Consider the following 22,459-nt stretch of genomic DNA (forward strand, 5'->3'; position numbering starts at 1 on the left):
CCCCCCCCCCCCCCCCCCCCCCCCCCCCCCCCCCCCCCCCCCCCCCCCCCCCCCCCCCCCCCCCCCCCCCCCCCACAGGTTCCGCGCCGCCACCGCCATGACCATTCAACCCATCCATCCCAGCGTAGCCACGGCCAACACACCATAGCGGGCGCCCTTGGCGAGTGTCACGATCACCAGGAAACGCCCCAGCGGTTCGCGCATGACGCCAGCCACCAGCGTCAATGGATCGCCGATGATGGGCACCCAACTGAGTAGCAACGACCAATGGCCATAACGCTGGTAGTGCTTTTGGGCTTGCTCGAGATGGCGAGGGCTGACCGGAAACCAGCGCCGCTCGCGAAACCGCTCGATGCCGCGCCCCAGCCACCAGTTCAGCAGCGAGCCCAGCACATTGCCCAGCGTTGCGACTGCCAACAACGACCAGAGCCAATCCTGATTGCTGAGCAACAACCCCACCAGCACTGCTTCGGATTGCAGTGGCAGCAGCGTCGCGGCACCGAACGCCGCGAGAAACAGCCCGATGTAGGCACCGAACATCAATGGGCGGGGTAGTCCGCCACCACCACGTCAGTGCCGTCCTTTTTCAAACCGATCACTTGATAGGCATCGCTCATGCCGTCCATTTCCATGCCGGGTGAGCCCATGGGCATGCCGGGTGCGGCAACCCCCAACAAATCGTCACGCTTGCTCAAGGCCAGTACTTGATCTGCCGGCACGTGGCCTTCGACGAATTTGCCGTTGATAAGGCCGGTGTGACACGACGCGAGGCGAGGTGGCACACCGTGTTGTTGCTTGAATTGGCTCATGTCGGCTTCAACATAGTCTGCGACCTTGAAACCGTTGGCTTCCAGATGGCTGATCCATTTCTTGCAGCAACCGCAGTTGGCATCGCGATGAACTTCGATGGGAATCAGCTCAGCAGCCTGGGCCAGGGAAGAGATGAAAAGGGCGCTCAGGGCGGCCAGACGCAGGTGGGTTCGCATGGGGATCTCGTCTCGGGTTGTGGCCAAAAAGATGCATTTTGACCCGTTTACCCAACAAAGAGACAGTGGATTGTTTCGAAGTAATACAGCGTTGGGTAAACCCCCTCGCCACAGGGGGGGCATGCCAACCTGTTGCGATCAACGAACCTTGAGCGCCAGCAAGTTGGTTTGCCCGGCACGCACAAATAACTAACCAAGGTGTACATGAGCTTGATTAGTGATATTCGCCAATATCGAAAGATCATGTAGACCAATGAAACAAGACGCTTTCTGGTATGTACCGTAAATGTATGAGAATTGTAAAAAATCGAAATATTTGTTGGTGACGTTAGAGCACACATCGATACTCGCCCGCACCTATCTCGGTTAAACAAGGAACTTTTATGGTCGCCTCACAAGGACGTCTGTGTGCTTTGGATGATCGGCATCCCGTCACGCAGTCGGGAGCCCGGTCATGACAATCGGCTATACAGGCGCATGGACGAGCAAGGCAGGTTTACTGGTCAAGGATACCGGCAGCGGCAAGCCTGTTACCCACAGCGCCAGGGTCAAGCAGATGCTGGCATTGGTGGGAAGCAATCCCAATGCGCTGAATACGGCGAAAATGGATGAACAGAAACTGCACAGGAACATCAAGGGCTTCGATCCGGAAAATGTATCCGCCAAGCAACTGGGCAATCTCAGTGCCTTCTTGAGAGGCAAAGGCCTGATTTCCGATATTACTTCGATGACCTTGCTTAATGCCGGTGACAAGTTTGATCGTTTTGGCGTACAGAAAGACCCGGATGCAAAGTTCAATGCGCTGGAGTATTTCGCCACGCAACTGGACGCCATTCAGAACAACAGTATCAAGGGTGACAAGTACGCCGTTGGCCTGATCCCTGAATACAAGACGGCGATCTACGTACTGCAGAACTTGCAAGCTTACGGCAAGGGCAACGGTACGACGGTTCCTAATGACAAGGGCGTTAACGCCAAGGCGTGATGTTTGGCAGCGCTGGCCCGCTCGAACCATCGAACGGGCCGGGCACCTGTTATCGGTCAAGCAACTTCATGACCTCTTCCGGATAACGCAGCCCTGCCGTGGCATTGGCCGGGAATATCGCTTCCAGGGCCTGCAACTCTTCGCGGCTCAGCTTCACGTCCAGCGCGGCCACATTTTCTTCCAGGTATTTACGCTGTTTGGTGCCTGGAATCGGGATCAGGTAATCCCCTTGGGCCAAGACCCACGCCAACGCCAGTTGTCCCGCCGTCACACCTTTGTCTGTGGCCAGGGTCTGAACCTGCTGCACCAGCAACAGGTTTTTAGCGAAGTTTTCCCCTTGAAAGCGTGGACTGAAGCGACGGTAGTCATCGGCCGCGAAATCATCCGGACTTCTTAGAGCACCGGTCAAAAAGCCCCGGCCCAACGGACTGTAAGGCACAAAAGCAACACCCAGACGCTGGCAAGCTGCCAGGCAGCCGTTCTCCTCTTGGTCGCGGCTCCATAGCGAATATTCACTTTGCAGTGCGCTGATCGGATGAATCTTGTTCGCTCGCTCCAGCGTGGTGACCGATGCTTCACTCAATCCCAGGTAACGCACCTTGCCAGCCTTCACCAGTTCTGCCATGGCGCCGACGGTTTCCTCGATGGCCACCTGCGGATCGATGCGGTGCTGGTAATACAAATCCAGGGTCTCCACACCCAGACGTTTGAGGGTGCCGTCGATAGATTTGTGTATGTATTCCGGTCGACCGTTGACGCCCCGTGCACCGGGGGAGGATGGGTCACGGACAATGCCGAATTTGCTGGCGAGAAACACCTGGTCACGCTTGCCGGCAATGGCCTTGCCAATCAGTTCTTCATTGGTATGTGGGCCGTACATGTCTGCCGTGTCGAGCAGGTTGATTCCCAGTTCCAGCGCGCGGTGCAAAGTGGCCGTGGCTTCGCGGGTGTCCACGCCGGTGGTGTAGAAATCGGTCATGCCCATGCAGCCCAGACCTATCGCACTCACCTGCGGACCGTTTTTGCCCAGTTGACGTGTTTGCATGAAATCAGCTCCCTGTGAATTGAAATCCTATTGTTAACCTCGACAGAAACAAGATAAACCGGCTAAAACTGCTATCACTATTTGTAATTTCTAAATAATCAGCCGGTAAGCCAAAGCAATGGACCGTTTCAACGCCATGCGCGTATTCACCCGAATCGTCGAACTGGGCGGCTTCGCCAAAGCGGCAGACAGCCTGCAATTGCCCCGGGCTTCGGTGACCATTCTGATCAAGCAACTTGAGGCTCATCTGGGCGTGCAACTGCTGCAACGCACCACCCGGCAGATCAGCCTGACGCTCGATGGCGCCGCCTATTACCCGCGTTGCGTGCGGCTGCTGGCGGATCTGGAGGAGACCGAAGCGGTGTTTTCCGCCGCTCGCCAAAACCCCAAAGGTCTGCTGCGAGTGGATATGCCTGCGGGAGTGGGACGTTTGATCGTGATTCCGGCATTGCCGCAATTCACTGACCGGTATCCCTTGATCGAACTGGAAATCGGGTTGAATGACCGGCCTGTGGATCTGATCCGCGAAGGAGTCGATTGCGTTTTGCGGGGTGGCTCGGCCCTGGACGATTCTCTGGTGGCAAGGCCGCTGGTCATGATGGACCAGGTCACCTGCGCGAGCCCGCAATACTTGCAGCGTCACGGGACGCCTCAGTGTCTGGCCGATCTCGATGGCCACCAGATGGTGGAGTATTTCTCCAGCAGCACGAGCAAGCGTTACGGACTGGAGTTTGTGGTGGATGGTCAGGTGCAGCCGATCGATCTGCCCAAACAGGTTTCGGTCAACAGCGCCGATGGATATCTCGCCGCTTGCGAAGCGGGCTATGGTCTGGTCCAGACCCCGTATTATCACGTCGCACGACAACTGGACGAAGGCCGTTTGTGTGAAGTGCTAAAGGCAGTGCCGCCACCGGCGTTTCCGTTGACGGCGCTCTATCCACCGCACCGCCAGTTGTCTCGACGGGTGAGGGTGTTTGTCGATTGGCTGGTGGAGCTTTGCGCGCAGCCAAGCGGTGACTTTTATAGAAAACACTCAAGCGGCTGAGCGGGAACCGATACGGGCGTCGACGTACCGGTGGGTTCTCGTGGCATTTGCGTTTTGCTGTAAGTCGTCATGCAATCGTTGCATGTGCGCGCAGTGCAGGTTGAGGGATCGAGACTGGACGCCTCGATGAAACAGGGCGAACCAGCCATTATCATCTGGCGTGGGCATCAAGCCGGTGAAGGCGAAGCCCAAAGCCGAAAAACTCAGCATGTCCCGGGCAAAGTGCCGGGACAGTTCCAGCCGTGCCGAGATCAGCCAGTGCTGGGGTAATTGGCTGATCTGCTCAAGCAAACGTCTGTTCAAACGCTGAATGACAATGTCGAACCGATGCTGATGTTGTTTGATTTGCAACGGCATCGCGGGTTGTGACGCCTTGTCCTGGCAGGCTCCGAACACCGAGCACAGGTGCTGCATGAATGCTCGGCAGCTTTCAGGCCAGGGGATGTCGGGGAGCGGGCGCGTGTGTCCTTCGATCATGTGACTGCCCATGACGATGGTTTCCGGGAGCGATTCACCGAATGGCGAAGGGACGTAATCGGGAAGCAGTCCAGTGCTGTGAAAACCGATATTCTCTGCCATGCGTTGAGTGTAGGGATGGTGGGTCACTTGCTTGATCGATACGCTCCGGATCCCCAGAGAACCCGACAACATCAATAACTCTCGGCCCAGGCGCGTCGCGATATGCTGTCCCTGGGCGACGGGATGCACCACGCTGAGGGCCAGTTCTGCGGTATTCGAAGGCGAGTCGCGGCACAGCGCGGCATGCCCGAGCACCCGCGTGTCATCCACGGTCAGCATGGATTGCCAACGGCCTTCGGCGTTGTGCTGATTGATCATGTCCGGCAGGTAAACATCCGGCTGAGCGTAAAGATCGCCGTAGACCTCTCGAAACAACCGGCTCACGGCATTTGCGTCGCAAGGACGGTAGGGGCGAAATATCAACCGGGTCATTGCGCGGGCTCCTGCGAGCAAACGTCATACACTCGCAAATCCCGCACTCGCAATTGTTTGCCCGAGCGAGGGTGAAGCTGCAGGTCTGTGGCTGCGCAGGAAAGCACTCGAAACTCCAGCAGACCCTCGCGGCTCAGGTCGTCGATGGCAGGGTAGTGGGCAAGCAACGCTTCACGCAATGCGCGGAGTACCGGCTCGACGGTTTGTGACTGAGGTTCGGGCACCCACTTCACGCTCAACAGATCCTTGGGGCCGGTCTGTTCGATCAGCAATTGCCATTGCTCGCTGTGCGCTACGCGCTGAATGATCTCGTGTATTTCTTCGGTAAACAGCGACAGCACGCCGACTCGTACCCGCTGACTGTGGGCGCTACGCCCCTTTAGGGCGAATTTACGCCTCGGGGTTGCGGTCGGTTCACGCCAACATGCACGGTCGCCCACCGGGTAACGCAGCAGCGGCATGAGCCGGCGTGTCAGATTGGTCTGCACTAGCATTCCGATACGATCGCATTCTTCAATCACTTCACCGGTGTGTTCATCGATGATTTGCAGCAAGGTTTGCTGTTCGAATACTCGATGCTCGCCCAATGCGCAGTCGCGAGTGCTGGCCCCTATGAGCCCGGCGTCTACGCTGGCGTAGCCGATAGAGGCAATACGGGCGTTGGGGAATACTTCACCGAGGATTGCCAACTGCGGGGCAAACAGGCTTTCGCCGCCATACAGCAGCGTCTCGACCCCGCACAGCACACGCCGATGCTGCGTCAGGTAGGCCGCGAATCGAAGTAACTGTGCGGGCACCCCGGCCAGAACATTGATTCGGTGTCGTGCGATCGCATCCGCCAGTACGTCCGGTTCGATGTCGCCGGTAAACGGAAACTCACAGATGGATCGTCCGACATGGGCCAGGGAATCGTGGACAAACAGAAAACTGGCGTAGAGATCCCCTGAAAAGAACAGATTGGCGACGCGGTCGCCATTGTTCAATTGAGAAGAGAGACTGTTTCCGAAGGTACTGACCAGTGTTTGCCATTCCTCGTAGGAGTAAACCGCAAGTTTTCCCTGGCTGGTCGAACCTCCGGTTTTAAACACCAACGCATCATCAACATTTCCCGTCAAGACCGGCCAATGATTCAAATCATTGCTGCCGGTCCAATAGTTGGTCACATTGGTTAACGGTAAATCTTTTAAAGTAATACCTGTGGTGGGTAAATGTTTCAGATGCGCGCTGTAGTAGTTTGAGTGTTGTCGTACAAAAGACACGAGTTGTTCGAGCGAATGAATTGATTTCACTGGATTCTCTTTTCTAATCAGGCATTTTGGTTTGAAAAAAAACACGGTCGTTGAAACGTTCTGTTTTTATATTCTTCGATCGACAATCAGTGGGACTTTTCCGCTGTGCTTGTTTCGTATGAATTCATGTTCAGCACAGGCGATTACTTCAACAACTAACAGGGCAGCGGCTATGGCATTTGCCAATGCTTCATGGGTCAGCAATTTTTCTCGTACCCAAGTGATATCGGCATCCGTTCGAACTTGCATTCGTTCGACGCCACTGGCGGTGTAGTCCAGCACAACTTGAATGGGGACTCCTACGCTGTGTTCCAGCGCCGAAGGTGAGATGAACTCCGTGCCAATCCGCACCAGTTTGCCGTGCCGCTGCAGCAGTTCGAATCGCGGCGTTTCCAGTCCACAAGGGCAGGCTCCGGGGAGCCAGCGGCCAGTGTCGCCGATGTCATATCGGTGAACCCGCTGAACTTGTCGGGCGCGGGAGGTAAATAGCAGGCGGCCGATCTCATTGGCTTGCACCGGCACATCCTGTTCGAGCTGAACGATCTCCAGATACTGGGTTTCGCACATCAAGTGAAACACGCCGTCTGCGGTCGCCCGGCAGGCATGACCCAGTGGGCCTGCATCGACGGATCCATAGAGAGCAGAACGAATCGTCGACACTCCGCAACTTTCCATCAGGCTTCGACTGGCCTCGCCCGGATGCTCGCCGCCAAGGAGCACTTTGCCAATACCGGCATAGTCGCGAAGTCGGGCCTGCTCCTTGAAAAACAGGCGATGCAGCGTACTGGGCATGCCAATCAGTACGGTGACTCGTTGCTCCACGATCAGTCGGGCGATTTCGCTGAAGTCGTCGTCCTGGGGAGCCCCCATAGGCAAATGTGCAACGCCCATCTGTTCAAGAATGCTCGAAAAACTGAAAAAACCACCGTACAGGTTCCCGCCATAGAACAGGTTCATCACCCGGTCCTGTGACGGATCGAGCCCGACAGCGAACATGCCATCAGCCGCGGCGCGCATTTGTCGTTGGAAGTCTCGGTAGCTGAAACCTGCCAGGGCCGGAGTGCCGCTGCTACCGCCGGAGCGAAAATACAGCTGTGCCGTGGGGCTGATCGGCTGGGTCGTGAAGGTGTCTTTGTCCATGATCGGGCCACGGGCCGTGTCAGGGGCAGACGGCACCGGGTCGAGCGTTGAGCGGCCAATCGAGACATCAGCGGCCAGGCTCACTGAGAGGCGGCGACTCAGACGCGACAGCGCATAAACACCATCGTGAGGCTCGCCAGCGTAGCCATCATGAATCGTCTCGCAAGGAGCAATGCGAGTGACGCCGGCGTTGACCAGTGTACGAACAAGCTCGGGTGTCCCTGCCGGGGAGGCTATCAATGCGCAGCTTTGCAGGACGTTTCGCCAAGACAACAGTGATTCGGCAAGCAAGTGCTGTGGGACTGGCTTGAGCAGTACTGTACGAAACAGCGGCGACGGCGCGAGCGTCTGATGATGTTCCCAGATGACACGCCACCCGGAGCCGGTCCACACTTGGCCGGTCTGATCGGTAAAGCACTGATCAAGCTGCGCCATGGCAGTGCGTGTGGTGATTTCCGAAGCTTCCTGATCTGTCGGCATTAGCGCCGGCCACTGTTGGGCGCGACGTTTGAAGGCTTCGGCCAGACGCTCTCCGAGCGCGTGCAGGACCGCCGGATCGTTGCTGTCCACCAACACCCATTGAGGGCTGGAGCACGCTTGTTGATCCAGCCGACAGACCTCATCTACCAAGGTATCGAGCGCGGCGGGCTCTGCCGCTTCAGGTGACAGATAGGCGAAGCTGATCTTGTGCCCCCAATCGATCCAGCGGCATCCCGCAGGAATCTGCTGACGAATCGCATTGAGCGCTGCTACACCACCCCAGGCCGATACTCCGTCTGCCGTGGCGCAAAGTTGCGCTATCCGTGAGGTGTCAACCGGCAGAACTGCTACGAATTCGGCCAGCCTGCCGCTGCTGTCGCATTGCACAAGGGCGGCCAGCAACTGTGCGGTCAACCCCTGATCGCTGGCGCTGGGGCGCAACCAATTGATATTGCCGGCCAGCAGGCTTTCGAGTATTGCGCAGAACGCCAGTAACGGCGCATTGCCTGGGGTGATATGCACCACCAATCCTAATGGATGCCAGCTTTCGAAACATGGCTGTCGATAGTCGATACGTCGCAGCGAACGCGGTTGCAGGCCCAGCTCTCGCTCAAGTTTTGTGCTCAGGTTGCTGCGCTGGCAGAAATCGATCAGCCCCTGATATTGCTCATCGTCAAGGGACAGATCCTGGCTACGAGATTGCAACTTCGTGGCAAAGCACACAGCAGACTCGATAACGGTCTCACTATCGATCGGTGAAGAAAGCAGCCGGGGCAATGGTTTCTTAAGGAGTTCGAGGGCACTTTCCGGGGTGATGTCATCACGCAACTGGCCATTGATCAGATACATATCAAGCACCTGCGATCAATTCGGAAGCAGCCATGGCACAACTGCGACTGGCGGAGGTGCCGGCACGACCATGGAGCTCGAACCAATCGGTTGGCAGACCGCATCCGCAACTGGCGCCGGGATGCAAAGTTGCCAGATCGCCCATGACCACGGCATGGGCAGGGCTCGACGAAATGTACGGCGAGACGAATTCCAGCAAGCCACGCTGGCCGTATGGCTGGACAGTGAAATCGGATGGGTTGCGCACGAAAACCTTCGAATAGATCGGTACATGAAAATGATGGTGGGCACACTGGATATAAGGCACTGCATGCTCTACGGCGCCATAGCCGTCCCGACAGCGGGGCAGGTCGATACCCAATTGCCGATTGATTCGGGCATACAACTGATGCAGGGGAATCTCCTGTGCCGCCTGGGTTTTCCAGCCGCCCCCCAGAAACACCAGTGACTGGGCAGGCAACTGCAAATCAGCCACGCCGGTGTCTTCCATGCATTGAAGGGCATGCGAAAGGAACGCCGGAAAACCGAGAATGCGAACCGGCAATCCTTCCTCGGCAAATTCCTGCAAGGCTCGAATCACACCAAAAAGATCGAACTCATGACCTTTGCCGGTGAGGCGCAAGCCGTAAGCGACACGGTTGACGGGGGCGTAGCTGCAAAGAAACTGATCGGTATAGGCAGTGCCCAGGGTGATGGCTGCCTCGGGCTCATAACTCAGGAGCAGATAGTTGCAGGGGCTGTCCGGTGTATCCCAGCCGTAATGCCGGAAAATGTGGTTCACCATGCCTTGTGCCGCGGCCATGCTGCGATGGTCGTAGCGCATGCGACTCTTTTGGCCGCTGGTGCCGGATGATGTCAGCTCCAGCGCGTCTTCGCCTGTGGGACCGAACACCAGATGACGTTTGAAGTAATTGGCGAAAATCGGCGGCAACCTTGACCAGTCATCCAGCGACTCCAGGGCGTTGGCGTCAAGATCATTAGCATTCAACCAGCGTTCGTATCCGGGAGTGTGATGACAATGAAACAGGCTGATTTCGCTCATGGCCCGGTCGAACAGACCGTCCGGCACGGAATCCAGGCAATAGGGTTGCGTTAACGCACAAAGCGCATCGGAATGGGGTAGATGGATCATCAAAAGACCTACTGGTTGGTGTCAGATCGCAAGCGGGATGTGAGAACGACGCAGAAACAGTCTCAAGGGCGCCAGGCACAATAGCCCCATGAGACAGGCCATCAGAGCGAAGGCCTCAAGGCTGTCACCGGCACCCAGGGCCGCGATAATCGAGCCACCACCACCCATGACAGCGATGGAGATCATGCCGATCGCGGCTGAGACCAGCCCTTTACTGTCATCACTGGAAAACAGCGCGAGCCGGTACAGCGCGGCGTTGCTCATGCCAAGACCGATGGCGTAAAGCGACAGGCAACTGACCAACAGGAGCGTCGAGGCACCGGTGAAAGTAATGGCGGCCAATGCGATGAGCCCACCGCAAAACGGCCAGAGCGCGTATCGAATCAGTTGGGGCAGTTCAGTGTTGGCAATCAATCGGTTGAGTATCAGATTGCCGAGAATGACTGCCGCAAATACCGGGATCTGCCACAGGCCGTACTGCAGGGTGGAAAGTCCCTGGTTCTGGATCAGCAAGAGAGGTGCCAGCCCGATCCAGGCAATCAACGGCAGGCTCATCAGTCCCAAGGCGACGGTGGCGCGCAGGAATTGCGTGTTGGTGAGCAAAGCGGCGTAGCGGCGCACCGTGCCGCCCCATTCAAAGGGGACGGCAGCCAGTCGCTGACCATCGTGACGCAAGGTGCCCACCGTTTCCGGCATGTACCAATAAAGCCCCAACCAGACCATCGCACCGCCGACCCCTAACAGTAAAAACAGCTCCCGCCAGGAGAGCCATTCCAGCATCAGGCTGCCGAGCAAGGGGCCCAGCAGCGGGGAGAGCAGCGCCACGTTACCCAGCAATGCCATGATCTTTACTGCGTCTGCTTCACAGAAGACTTCTTGCAGGGCTGGATAACTGACCGCGATGACAAATCCCAATCCCATGCCCTGAATCAGGCGCAAACCATTGAAGACAAAGATGCTCTGCACGTAAAACGCCGCAGCACAGGCTAGAGCGAATACCGCACAACCGATGAGCAGCATTCTGCGACGACCGAAATGATCGGACAGCGGACCGATAAGCCACTGCAAAAGAATGCCCCCTGCCAAATAAAGATTGAAGGCGTAGGGAACATGACTCGCACTGGCATTCAATTGATGGGTTACGGTCAACATGGCCGGCATGATCATATCGCTGGCCATGTAAGTCAGAAGTTCAAAAAGAGTGATTGCAAGGCAAAAACCAAGGAGACGAGACGAGCTTATATCTATTAACGGTTTGTGCATGATGTTCCTGTTGGTGCCGGAAGTTTGATAAGGCGGCAGAACAAGAGTATCCATGGCCCATGATGAATTTCATGTGCTTGTTTGAGGCAAAAAGTTTCAGTGTTTTTTCATTGTGTGTCAGATTTTGGACCTTTAGGGAAAATAGATCGTGAGTTCGTAATAAATTCCAAGTTTAATCAGAATTGTCCTACACGATAAATGCCTGCTATAACGCATGCATGTGTATGGGCTCGTAGGAAAAGTTTTTGGGGTGAATAAATAATTCGGTTATATAACTGCTCAGGCAAACATATTGAATGTTATCGAGGCTGATCATAGCTGGGTGGCATGCCGTAACGGCGGTCGCTATGCCAGCCAACCATTAGGGGGAGACGATGCAGCCACTCAATGTCAAGGGGGTAAGCAAAGGAATCAGCAGTGTAATTCGCCGAAACATTTCAAAATCCTCATGGTTATCGCCGCAATGAAGTCAAATTTCGTCATCGGCTGTAACATGAGACCCCGTTTGCAGCCCTCATTCCCGCAGACCGGTAGTGGCTTGGCATGCAATCGGATACAAATCGGATACTTTTTTTGGTTCAGGAACCCGCAATGACCCAGTCGCAACGTTTGAAATACTCGATACTGATTTCCCTGGTGGTACTGGGGATCATGTTCGGCCTTTCCTGGCTGCAAAATGCAGGGATCATCACAGAGCAGCTGTTCCAGTACATCGCCATTGGCGTGGCGGTGCTCGTGGTGGTGATCAATGGCGTGATGCGTCGCAAGGTCAAGCCTTGAGCGACGCCCCATGGCCGGATTACTCGCGAAACAGGACGGCGGCAGCCTGTGGATGCAGGCTGTAGCTTTTGTCCGGATTGAGGGTGATCACGCCTTCACCGCACAAGCGTTTCAACACTTCACGGACACTGAGAAAGGACAGGGGAATGTCCAGGTCCAGCAAGTGACTGTGCACGCCACGCACACCCAGGCAGCGGTCGCTTTGGGCGGCCGTCAGTAAGGCGTCGATCACTTTCAGGCGAATCAGACTGGTTCGCAGGCCAAAGCTCTTGAGCAGAAACCTGATCTGTTCGTTGCCGTGGCGTTCGGCTGGTTGATTGAAAACGCCGGAGCCCAGGGTGCTGGCCTTTGGCGCATGGCTACCGTCCGTTGGCAGTTGCGGGTTGTACATGCAAAAACTCCTTTTCAGAGCCTGATCAGGAAAAATGTGATGGGTGCTCTCAATCAATAAGACGAACGAGCCAGGCAAATAATGAAGACCCGTATGTAGAAAATTTGTCGCCAGTACGTCAGCGGCCCGTGAGCCGGGCATAGGGGCACCCTAAAAGGCTTAAATTTTTGCTGTTTGCTTCGTTTTAAGGGGAGGCGCATTGCGTGTCATACGTCTTTTCGATCAGGAGCGAGCGTGATTATTTCCAGGCAGTTAACCAGGCTGAGCCTTGCGGGTGTGTTGCTGGGGCTGAGTCTTGCGGCAAACGCGCGCAGCCAGCCAGAGCAGGCGACAGCCGAAATTCGTCGAACCAGTTTCGGCGTACCGCATATTCGTGCCGAAAACGAGCGTGGCCTCGGTTATGGCATTGGCTATGCCTATGCTCAGGACAATCTGTGCTTGCTGGCCAATGAGATTGTCACCGTCAATGGCGAGCGCTCCCGGTATTTCGGCCCGGACCAGTTTACGGTCGAAGAGCGCGGGAACCTGGCCAGCGATCTGTTCTTCAACTGGTTGAATACGCCGCAGGCAGTCGGCGCTTTCTGGCAGGCGCAAACGCCTGAAGTTCGTGAGCTCATCGACGGTTATGTGGCCGGTTACAACCGTTCGCTGACAGAGCGCCAGGCCCAGGGTTTGCCGCAGCAATGCCAGGGCGAATGGGTGCGCGCGATCACTGCGCAGGATCTGGTCAAGCTGACCCGACGTCTGCTGGTCGAAGGCGGCGTGGGTCAGTTTGCCGAAGCGTTGGCCGGCGCTACCCCGCCGAAAGCCGTTGCCCATATGGCAGGCGAACCCGTGTCGTTCCAGCTGGCGGCTTCGCGCATGCAACGTTTCGCTCTGGATCGCGGCAGTAACGCCGTGGCGGTCGGCAGCGAACGTTCGTTCAACGGACGCGGGATGCTGCTGGCCAATCCGCACTTTCCTTGGGTTGGTGGGATGCGTTTCTATCAGATGCACCTGACTATTCCCGGCAAACTGGACGTCATGGGCGCCGCGTTGCCCGGCCTGCCCATGATCAATATTGGTTTCAACCAGCACCTGGCGTGGACCCACACGGTGGATTCGTCCAAGCACTTCACGCTGTATCGTCTGCAACTCGATCCCAAGGATCCGACCCGTTACCTGCTGGATGGCAAGTCCTTGCCGATGAAAAAGCAGACGCTGGCGGTGAACGTGAAGCAAGCCGATGGCCAGACCCGGCAGATTTCCCATGTGGTCTACAGTTCGCAATTCGGCCCGATTGTGCAATGGCCCGGCAAGCTGGACTGGAACAACCAGTTCGCCTATAGCCTGCGCGATGCCAATCTGGATAACGACCGGGTCTTGCAACAGTGGTATGCGATGAACCGTGCCGCCAGCCTCACTGAATTGCAGGCATCGGTGCACAAAATTCAGGGGATTCCATGGGTCAATACCCTGGCGGTTGACGATCAAGGGCAGACGCTTTACATGAACCTGTCGGTGGTGCCGAACGTCAATGCCGACAAGCTGGCCAAGTGCAGCGATCCTCGGGCCGGATTACAGATGATCCTGCTCGACGGTTCCAACAGCGCCTGTGCCTGGGACATCGACCCACACGCTGCGCAAAAAGGTATTTATGCGGCAGACAAGTTGCCGCAACTGTTGCGCAAAGACTTTGTGCAGCATTCCAATGATTCGGCCTGGATGGCCAACCCGGCACAACCACTCACCGGTTTCTCGCCATTGATCAGTCAGGACAATCAGCCATTGGGACTGCGTTCGCGCTTCGCACTGGAGCGTCTGGGCACCTTGAGCAAGGCCGGCCCTGTCGCTGCAGCAGATCTGCAACACATGGTGATGGACGATCAGGTGTATCAGGCGGCGCAAGTGATGCCGGACCTGCTGCAATTCTGCGCCGCGGATCTTGGCGCCGATGCGCCGACGCTTACACCGTTGTGTGCCAGCCTCAAGGCTTGGGATCGCCGGGTGAATCTGGACAGTGGACTGGGCTTTGTGCATTTTCAAAATGTCATGGAGCCGTTGCAGCAAATTCCTGGCATCTGGCGTGTCGCGTTCGATCCGAAGGATCCGCAACACACACCGCGTGGCCTGGCAATTGAACAGCCAGACGTCGCCAAAGCGATTCGGGCGGCGATGCTGGCCTCGGTCGAACAGGTAAAAACCCTTGGCCTGAAGGCCGATAGCCGCTGGGGCGATATCCAGGTGGTCAGCAGTGGCGGGCAGCAAACGCCGATCCATGGCGGGCCGGGCACGCTGGGTGTGTATAACGCGATCCAAAGCGTGCCGAGAACCGACGGCAAACGCGAGGTTGTCAGTGGCACCAGCTATTTGCAGGTGGTGACTTTCGACGACAAGGGGCCGCAGGCTCAAGGTTTGTTGGCATTCTCATTGTCCAGTGACCCGGCATCGAAGTACTCCCGGGACCAGACACTGGCCTTTTCGAAGAAGCAGTTGAGTGTGTTGCCGTTCACCGAGCAGCAGATCACGTCCGATCCGCAGTACCAGGCTCAGACGATCAGCGAGCAGGATGAGAAAGCAGGGAAGATCGCCGCGCAGTAATAGCGATAGCGTTCGAATGAAACATGAAGGGCGCACCCCGCAAGGGGGGCGGCCTTCAGCTTTTTGGGGCTTGTTGCGGAATTGAATTGAGGACCGGACTACCGTCCTTGTTGCGGGTCAGATAGACCGGCAGCACCTTGGGCAACGAAGCCACCAGGCTATTGAGCTCTTTGATGTTGTAGACACCACCGAGACGAATCGAGCCGGTGCTGTGGTCCGCGATCATGACTGGCTTGTTCAAATAACGATTGATCAAGGGCAGGGCATCGGTCAGCGTCAGATCATCGAGCACCAGTTTGCCGCTGCGCCACGCCAGCGAGTGGTCATCGGCAGAGACCTGGCTGATTTGCGGCGTGAAGTCGCCGTGTCGATAACGTGCCTGCATGGCAGGTTCAAGACGTGAACCTTCGCCGGGCAAGGCACCGTTGCTGGTCACCAGTACGGACCCTTCGATCAGGTTCACGCGTACCTGGTCTTTATACATCCAGACGTTGAATCGGGTACCGGTGACGCGAATTCTGCCATCGGCTGCCTTGACGATAAATGGATGCTGCAGGTCATGACTGACGCTGAAGAAGGCTTCGCCTTTTTTCAGCGTGACACGGCGCTGATCCTTGTAATTGCTGAACGTCAGTTCAGTGCCCAGATTCAGCTCCACCTGACTGCCGTCGCTCAGCGTGACCTGACGAACATTATCGGTCGCCTCGAAATGCTGATAGGCATTGGGCAGCCAACCCAGGTTCCATCCGGTATAGGCCGCCAGCGGCAACGCCAAGGCGCAGACGGTGGCGGCAATGCCGAAAGTGCGCCAAGGCATTGTCGGTTTGCCGCGAACAGCCGGCGCGGGAGATTCGGGACGAGGCAAATCGCCCGCAACCTCCCAGATTTCCAGCATGGCTTCGTACTCGAAAGCGTGCAGGGGATGGGCATCACGCCATTGCTCGAACGCCTGACGCTCTTCGGCTGTGCAGTCGATGGCATGCAAACGCATGCACCAGTGCGCAGCGGCATCGGTGATGGCGTCGTATTGTGCTTGGGAGAGAGAGTGGTCGGTCATTGACTCATCCTGATTTCCTGCATTCTAACCTTGAGGGGAAGTCTGCGAGAACAACCGTCATGGCATTTGCCCATCAAAGAACAACTTATTTTCACATGGACGCTCTGAAAGCCGGGCGTCACCAGGCAGTATCCATAAATGGAGTGAAAAAATGGTCAAGACCTCCAGGACTGATCCCGCCGTCCCGGACTGTAGCAGCTGTCGAGCCCCAGCGAGGCTGCGTTAGGCCGTAGCAGCGCTCGACAGCTGCTACGGCCGAATATCAGGCGGTGGGCGGGGCTGGCACCGGATCCAGTTGTCGACCCATTTCACAGATCAAGTGAGCGATCGAGTCGGCGTTGCGCAAAATGATGTCGGCTCGCAGGTCTACCTTCCGTGGATTCAGGAAGGCGTTGCGAGCCTCATCCATCGTTTTGCAGCTCGTCGTTTTGAGGATGTCCTTACCCACATGCTCCAACCCCTCAATCGAGTCCAGACTGATCCATGACTGCAATGTTTCGTTCCAGCGGGCAAACAGTTCTTCCCTCGGGGTCTCCAGGGACAGTGCCTCTCGCTGGAAGTCCTGCTGAGTCTGTTTGGTTTTCGTACCGAAACCGATGACGGTGGCGATCAGATCGGTGAACGGACGCCTTGCCTCAAGCGTTGCAATATCTACGGTGTTTGAAAAAATATGGGAGAACTCATGAATCAGGGTAGCGGCCCGGGCATGGTCGTCGACGTCGAAAGGTTCAGTCAAACAGGACTTGTACCAATCAAGTTGCGGGTCAAAAAACATCTCCGTGAAATACACACGCTTCTGTGCATCGTCAGGTACAACAAAAGCGATCGTGCTATTGGTCTCGTATTTGTTTGAACCGACCACAAAACGTTCGGTGTTCATCAAGTCTTCGTTTGGGTCCACCAGCGCTGTGCAAATGGGAACGATGACCTTTTTGATTTTGTCCAGGAGGCTGGCGTCGAGGTGGTCAGCATCAAAAAAGGCTTTAAGAAAGGTATCCAGCCGCGTCCCCGGATTCAGGTGTCTGAGCTGCGCCAGATTATGCAGACTGTTAAACGCGTAATAGCGAGCCAAGTCCATGGCCTGCACGATCATGCGTGCTTTTTCCGGGTGTTTTGTCCGAATGGCTTCCATTCCCCGGGCTTCGATATTCAAAATGTCCCGAGCCGTGCGATCAACAACATATTGATTGTGCATTTTCGACAGGGCTTTGCCGTAATGGACCGTGTGGATGTCCGGATCGATCACTAGCTGCTGACCGGAAGCCGCCAGCAACGCGGGACCCTGCTGTCGGTCTCTGATCATTCGCCAGACCGGCCCGGTTTTGACCACGGGGTAAACCTTTCCCTCGACGGGGGCGTACGTACGATTGCTGGTCGAGTCCACGTAAGTTCCATTGGTGCTGCTCTTCTTCAGATCCTTTAATGCAACGTCCGAGGCCTCGAAAGGCTGCAACACCGTGCGCATCAGAGCCGTCGGTTTCACCTTTGACCATTGCAAGGCGGCCACCGGTTTGGCAACAGGCGCGGTGGAGGTTGCTTGCGCAGGGGGCGCTGAAGCCTCCAGAGACAACTTGCCCAGCGTCACCATTTGCGCGGTGCCGGCAATAAACGCCTGCAATGCCTGTTTCCAGTGATGATCCTGCAGCGCTTCGGCGGAGTTCTTGAAGTCCTTGTAGCTTTGCCACAGTAACTGCCCATAGGCGAGTTTGCCCGGCAACAGGCCCGAAATCAGTCTGATACCGGCGCTGAACAGGTTTTTGGCGGTTTCCCAGTCGGCCTGGCCGGTGATCTCTGACTGGCTGCCCAGCATTTTTGATAGAAGGCCGACATTATCGCTGAACAGTTGTGCAAGCAGGTTGCCGTTAATGGGGGTGGACGCGAGGGTGATTTCGCTTTGTTGTCCGACGGTGGACTTGAGCAGGTTGCCGAACAAGGTTTGCTCACTCTCGGGAAGCCGACGAATGATCAGATTCTGCAGTGCCCCTGGCGCATTGATCGCAGATATAACGCTGGCTTGGTTCTCGAATTCGGTGAACACGGAGCCTGTGTGGTAGGGCGCATACAGGATTTGCGGCCCTTGATGTCCGGCACCGGGGCCGATCAGGTACAGACCCAGGGTTTTAACGGCCGCGGCGCCTGCGGTCTTGATCAGTTCCAGCGGCCTGACGATGGCGTGGGCACCTGTTACAGCCGCGCGGGCAATGGCGTCCGGCATGTCGAGAACCTGCCAGATCAAGTCGAAAGCGCTGGCACTGAGATGTTGCTGCAGTTTCAGTGCATGAGCGTGTTGCAACAGTTGCCACGGTAGTTGCTGAATAAAACGCTGCTTTCGTTTGTCGGCATCGGTGCCGGCTTTAGTCAATGCATCCGTCACCCGCGTTGCATAATCGCTGTGGATATTCAGTGACTGCACAAGCTGGCGCACGGCGTTCTGATCCAGGCGATCGGGAAGGGCCGTCGAGGTTGTCGAGGCAATCTTGAAGCCGATGCCTTGAGCTGCGTTGGCAGGGTTCAGGGCAAACTCGGTCAGGCTACGCGCCGGCCCGGCCAGGGCCAGGTTGGGCGTGATTTTGATGTGGTCGGGGTCCAGTCGCGTTCCTGTGAATCGGCTGCCGAGCAGTGACACCAATCGGTCATGCACATAGGACTTCAGGGGCTGGACCCCGTGCAGGTAGTCTTTATCGTCGGTGACGCTGTTGTGGTATTGCTCCAGCAGTTCAATGTGTAACTGCTGTTCTTCGACAGGGGCCATGCCAAGCCATGCAGGCAGGGACTGCTGTCGGGTGATGGCCTGCGAGATCAACCTGGCTCTTTGCAAGTTGGTATCGATGACCCGTTGCGTCATTTCGTTAAGCGCTTTGATCTGCTGTACAGCGTCCAGCTTCAGGCTGCGCAGGTGTTCGCAACGGGCCAGGAAGTGGTCTATGGAGGATTGCGCAAGGCGCCGCAGGACGTTGCCCTCAATCAGTCGCAACGAGTTGAGCGTATAGCGCTGGTGGAATGTGCGCTGGGCAGGGGTGAGGTTCGCCAGCAGTTCCAGGCGTTTGCTGGCGTCGAGCAGGCGCCGGTTCAATTCCGTCGTTGCGCTACTGACCGTCGCGAAGACTTCCAGCCCGGTCGCAGGCGTCCACAGAATTGCCCGGCCGGAATGTTGAACATCGAGCCCGCCACGTTCGGTCAACAGTACGCAATTGGCCAAGGGCAGCAGATCCTTCTGCCCGGAGCACTCAAGGAGCAGTGAATAAGCGTCAGGCCTGAAACCATTGAGGGCAAGGCGCGTTTCTCGATCCGGTTGATCCGGGTTAAGCACCGTATCGACAATGGCCCGGTCGGCGTCCCGCAGCGTGGCGTTGAGCACTCGAAGGCTGGCTTCTCCCCGTACACCCACGGAAAGCGCATGGGCCAGGCGCGGTTTCAGATTCTCCAGGTAAATGCGCTGCAGGGGCCCAGAGGCGATCGGCTGGGAGGCGAATTCCGCGCTGATCAGCGATTCGACATCGCTGAAGGTTTTTACGAAAGCCGCGGCTCTATCCGCCAAGACCATGGAGGGCAGCTGGTTGCCAGACAACACCGGCCGGGTACTCCAGCGTCCCTGAACATCCAGCGTCAGTAATTGATCGCTGATCATGGCGCGGATATCCAGTGCCTTGTCGAATAAGGCATGGAGGTCCACGGTGCCGTCGCTGTGACGGAAAACCTGCAGAACGTATTCCATGTTTTGCCGTTGCTTGGTGATGATCGCCTCAAACAGCGTTTTGAATATCGAGCCTGAAATTACCTCGCCGGAGACCTGAGGCTGATTGAAACCGATGAACCGGTTGCGCTCCTCCAGGCTCAGCAGGCCGTAGAGCTCATCTTCGTGACCGACCGCGCTGAATTTACTCAGCAAGGTATCTTTGAGGTCCTGATAGTCCTTCAGCACCTGAAGTCCTTGCGTGGGGGTGTAAAGAAAGGCCTTGGAATTGGCGTGGCTGATCATCAGTGCGCCCGCCAGTTCGACATAGTTGGCTGCGTGTTCCCAAAGACGCACCGTCTCGAGGCTGAGTGCCGAGGAAGTGCCCGCCGTCGGCTGAATCAACGAATGCAAGGCCTGGCTCTGTTCAGGGCTGATGATCTCGGCCTCGCGCTTGATCAGGAACTCTGCGCGCGCCTTTTCACGGATGGCCCGGCTGAAAAAATCGCGGCGGGATGCCCCGTCAGCCGCCGCATCGTCCCAGTAGCGCTGCAGTTTCCCGGAAAGCAGGCTGATCAGTTTGCTGGAAGCGGTCTTTACCGCGGTTTCCCATTGGTGTTGGTCAGCGCTCGTCGGCTTTTTTTCCGGATGGGAGAATTCATGAGACTGCCCGATCGGCCATCGCTGATGGCGGTAATACGACAGTACCGCGTCACTCAGGGACATGGAATTGATCCAGCGCCGGGGCGGGGCACTTTCCTGGTTGTCGTCATGGGCCGGTGCAACGGAGTAAAAGTTGAGTCGGGTCTGGCTTTGATCAAGGCCCGGGAATGGCGACTGCAGCAACTCATCAAGCAGCGAAGTGAGCAGCGAGGTGAGTGTTGGCAGCTTGAACAACTCGTCCAGCATGGCCTGCTCGTTCATTCGCTGGTTATTGGCGATGACGGTGCGCTGGTCTTCGAATACGTCGCCCTCGATGGCCTGAAAGCTCACCTGAATGTTGGCCGCTGCCGCCAATGTTTTACGCGCAGACAACGACATGAAAGCCAGCAGGTCGTCGTCCTCGGTCGCGCTCTTCAGCTGATGTTTCAGCTGTTCGATCAAGGCTGCGCGGCTGTGGAACTTCTTTATGCCGGCGTACGGGGTGTAGAGAATTTCACCGTTGTCGTCCGGAGTGAGGCTCAACACGAAGCTGCCGGCCAAGGGGATGGAGGCCAGGTCTTGCGCATTGAGCAGGATTTTTTCGGCAAACATGGGCGGAGTCTGTTGACTGCGTGACGTTTGGCTGGCCAGTTCCAGATGACTGAACCATTCGAAATCCTTGCGCGTCAGCCCATGGGTTTTACCCAGATCATTCCAGTGGCCGGGCGAGTGCAGGGCCTGGGGGAAAAATAGCGGAGCGGGAGGTGTGGACATCGTCGAGTCTCGTTCAGGGCGCTGCTGAATGCGCCTGTGGGTTGAGGCTCAAGACTAAAAGTCGCGGGGGAGTCGAAGGTGGTAGATAGTTACCGCATGGCCGCCCAATGTTTGTGCAAACATGCGCCAAAGCGTCTTTTAGGCTCCATCGGTTCTGATCGGATGCTCCGGTTCAAGCGAAAGGTTGACAGGCTGCTCGTCGCCCGTTGTTAATCGGTTGGTTTTCGTACGCTGTTGCCCCCTCCAATAATTATTCTGGAGCTTCAGATGTCTGCGCCACACGATCCTGTATCTACTGCGGTTTCGCAAAACCTGTCCTTCGAAGCGCTGACGGCGTTGCTCGAGCAGATCTTCCTGCGCCACGGCACCTCGGCCGATGTCGCCAAAACCCTGGCCCTCAACTGCGCCGGCGCCGAGCGCGACGGGGCTCACAGCCACGGTGTGTTCCGTATCCCTGGTTATGTGTCGACGCTGCAAAGCGGCTGGGTCAATGGTCAGGCCGTGCCGGTGGTCGAGGACGTGGCCTCGGGCTTCGTTCGGGTTGACGCCGGTAATGGCTTTGCCCAACCGGCCCTCGCGGCGGCGCGGTCATTGCTGGTCGAAAAAGCCCGCAGCGCCGGCATTGCGGTACTGGCCATCCGTAATTCCCACCATTTCGCCGCCTTGTGGCCAGACGTCGAGCCGTTTGCCGATGAAGGGCTGGTGGCACTGAGCGTGGTCAACAGCATGACCTGCGTGGTGCCGCACGGTGCCGATCGTCCACTGTTCGGGACCAACCCGATTGCCTTCGCCGCGCCCCGGGCTAACGGTGCTCCGATTGTCTTCGACTTGGCGACCAGCGCCATCGCCCATGGCGATGTACAGATCGCAGCCCGTAAAGGTGAACGTTTGCCAGCGGGAATGGGGGTGGACAGCCTCGGTCAGCCGACTCAAGACCCGAAAGCAGTTCTTGAAGGTGGCGCCTTGCTGCCATTTGGCGGCCATAAAGGTTCGGCGCTGTCGATGATGGTGGAGCTATTGGCGGCGGCGTTGACGGGGGGCAATTTTTCTTTCGAGTTCGACTGGTCGAACCATCCGGGGGCGAAAACACCCTGGACCGGTCAACTGCTGATCGTGATCGATCCGAGCAAGTCGGCGGGGCAGAATTTTGCCGAGCGCAGCCAGGAACTGGTCCGGCAGATGCACGGTGTGGGGCTCAAGCGGTTACCGGGTGATCGACGTCACCGGCAGCGCGCCAAAGCCGGGGTCGAAGGCATTGTGCTTGATGCTCAGACGCTGGCCAATCTGCGGGAGCTGGCCGGGCTCTGAACCCTGAAAACGGAACCTGTGGGAGCGGGCTTGCTCGCGAAGGCGGCGGCACAGTCAACATTGATGTTGCCTGACACACCGCTTTCGCG

General features: G+C 57.1%; 16 protein-coding genes. 5 read left to right on the forward strand and 11 right to left on the reverse strand.

Annotated elements, in window-relative coordinates; translation table 11 throughout:
• Positions 1-105: 105 nt before the first annotated feature.
• Together AC1RQB_RS26055 and AC1RQB_RS26060 are read right to left on the reverse strand one after the other, a co-directional pair.
• Complete coding sequence (locus AC1RQB_RS26055) at positions 106-540, reverse strand: YqaA family protein (protein WP_008069184.1); 435 nt, start codon at positions 538-540, stop codon at positions 106-108.
• A complete protein-coding gene (locus tag AC1RQB_RS26060) occupies positions 540-986 on the reverse strand; it encodes a DUF411 domain-containing protein (protein ID WP_063343525.1) in 447 nt (148 codons plus the stop codon). The genes AC1RQB_RS26055 and AC1RQB_RS26060 overlap by 1 nt, the downstream gene beginning before the upstream one ends.
• 454 nt (positions 987-1,440) lie before the next feature.
• Here AC1RQB_RS26060 and AC1RQB_RS26065 point away from each other — a divergent pair, with 454 nt between their 5' ends.
• A complete protein-coding gene (locus AC1RQB_RS26065; protein WP_063343526.1) occupies positions 1,441-1,971 on the forward strand; it encodes a hypothetical protein in 531 nt (176 codons plus the stop codon).
• A gap of 49 nt (positions 1,972-2,020) precedes the next feature.
• Here the strand turns inward: AC1RQB_RS26065 and AC1RQB_RS26070 are convergent, their stop codons facing one another.
• A complete protein-coding gene (locus AC1RQB_RS26070) occupies positions 2,021-3,016 on the reverse strand; it encodes an aldo/keto reductase (protein ID WP_063343527.1) in 996 nt (331 codons plus the stop codon).
• 118 nt (positions 3,017-3,134) lie between these two features.
• Between AC1RQB_RS26070 and AC1RQB_RS26075 the strand changes: the two genes are divergently transcribed.
• Positions 3,135-4,061, forward strand: coding sequence for a LysR family transcriptional regulator (locus AC1RQB_RS26075; RefSeq protein ID WP_063343528.1), 927 nt, complete (start codon positions 3,135-3,137; stop codon positions 4,059-4,061).
• Here AC1RQB_RS26075 and AC1RQB_RS26080 read toward each other — a convergent pair.
• The 5 genes from AC1RQB_RS26080 to AC1RQB_RS26100 form a co-directional block, all read right to left on the reverse strand.
• Positions 4,050-5,012 carry a GNAT family N-acetyltransferase gene (locus AC1RQB_RS26080; protein ID WP_063343529.1) on the reverse strand — a complete coding sequence of 321 codons (963 nt, stop codon included), beginning with the start codon at positions 5,010-5,012 and terminating at the stop codon, positions 4,050-4,052. The two genes, AC1RQB_RS26075 and AC1RQB_RS26080, sit on opposite strands and share 12 nt — an antisense overlap.
• A complete protein-coding gene (locus AC1RQB_RS26085; protein WP_198537218.1) occupies positions 5,009-6,301 on the reverse strand; it encodes a phenylacetate--CoA ligase family protein in 1,293 nt (430 codons plus the stop codon). Before AC1RQB_RS26085 ends, AC1RQB_RS26080 begins: the two co-directional genes overlap by 4 nt.
• A 66-nt stretch (positions 6,302-6,367) precedes the next feature.
• The gene (locus tag AC1RQB_RS26090; protein ID WP_063343531.1) at positions 6,368-8,770 is read right to left on the reverse strand and encodes an aldehyde dehydrogenase family protein; all 2,403 of its coding nucleotides are present in this window, start codon (positions 8,768-8,770) and stop codon (positions 6,368-6,370) included.
• 1 nt (position 8,771) lies between these two features.
• The gene (locus AC1RQB_RS26095; protein ID WP_063343532.1) at positions 8,772-9,902 is read right to left on the reverse strand and encodes a LuxE/PaaK family acyltransferase; all 1,131 of its coding nucleotides are present in this window, start codon (positions 9,900-9,902) and stop codon (positions 8,772-8,774) included.
• Positions 9,903-9,923: 21 nt separating this feature from the next.
• Entirely contained in the window at positions 9,924-11,165 is a 1,242-nt protein-coding gene (locus AC1RQB_RS26100) for an MdfA family multidrug efflux MFS transporter (protein WP_063343533.1), read from the reverse strand.
• Positions 11,166-11,756: 591 nt separating this feature from the next.
• Between AC1RQB_RS26100 and AC1RQB_RS26105 the strand changes: the two genes are divergently transcribed.
• Complete coding sequence (locus AC1RQB_RS26105; protein WP_007901365.1) at positions 11,757-11,945, forward strand: hypothetical protein; 189 nt, start codon at positions 11,757-11,759, stop codon at positions 11,943-11,945.
• 19 nt (positions 11,946-11,964) lie between these two features.
• Here the strand turns inward: AC1RQB_RS26105 and AC1RQB_RS26110 are convergent, their stop codons facing one another.
• The gene (locus AC1RQB_RS26110) at positions 11,965-12,336 is read right to left on the reverse strand and encodes a hypothetical protein (RefSeq protein ID WP_063343534.1); all 372 of its coding nucleotides are present in this window, start codon (positions 12,334-12,336) and stop codon (positions 11,965-11,967) included.
• Between the two features lie 234 nt (positions 12,337-12,570).
• Between AC1RQB_RS26110 and pvdQ the strand changes: the two genes are divergently transcribed.
• Positions 12,571-14,916, forward strand: coding sequence for a bifunctional acylase PvdQ (gene pvdQ, locus AC1RQB_RS26115; protein ID WP_063343535.1), 2,346 nt, complete (start codon positions 12,571-12,573; stop codon positions 14,914-14,916).
• Between the two features lie 55 nt (positions 14,917-14,971).
• Here the strand turns inward: pvdQ and AC1RQB_RS26120 are convergent, their stop codons facing one another.
• A complete protein-coding gene (locus AC1RQB_RS26120) occupies positions 14,972-15,973 on the reverse strand; it encodes a FecR family protein (protein ID WP_063343536.1) in 1,002 nt (333 codons plus the stop codon).
• Between the two features lie 262 nt (positions 15,974-16,235).
• Positions 16,236-21,062 (reverse strand): dermonecrotic toxin domain-containing protein, encoded by a 4,827-nt coding sequence (locus AC1RQB_RS26125; protein ID WP_063343537.1) that lies wholly within the window; start codon positions 21,060-21,062, stop codon positions 16,236-16,238.
• Between the two features lie 267 nt (positions 21,063-21,329).
• Here AC1RQB_RS26125 and AC1RQB_RS26130 point away from each other — a divergent pair, with 267 nt between their 5' ends.
• Positions 21,330-22,370: an Ldh family oxidoreductase gene (locus AC1RQB_RS26130; protein WP_207267312.1), complete on the forward strand. Its 1,041-nt coding sequence runs from the start codon at positions 21,330-21,332 to the stop codon at positions 22,368-22,370.
• The last annotated feature ends 89 nt before the right edge of the window (positions 22,371-22,459 follow it).

This window comes from Pseudomonas sp. GW822-FHT02E03, assembly GCF_058802325.1.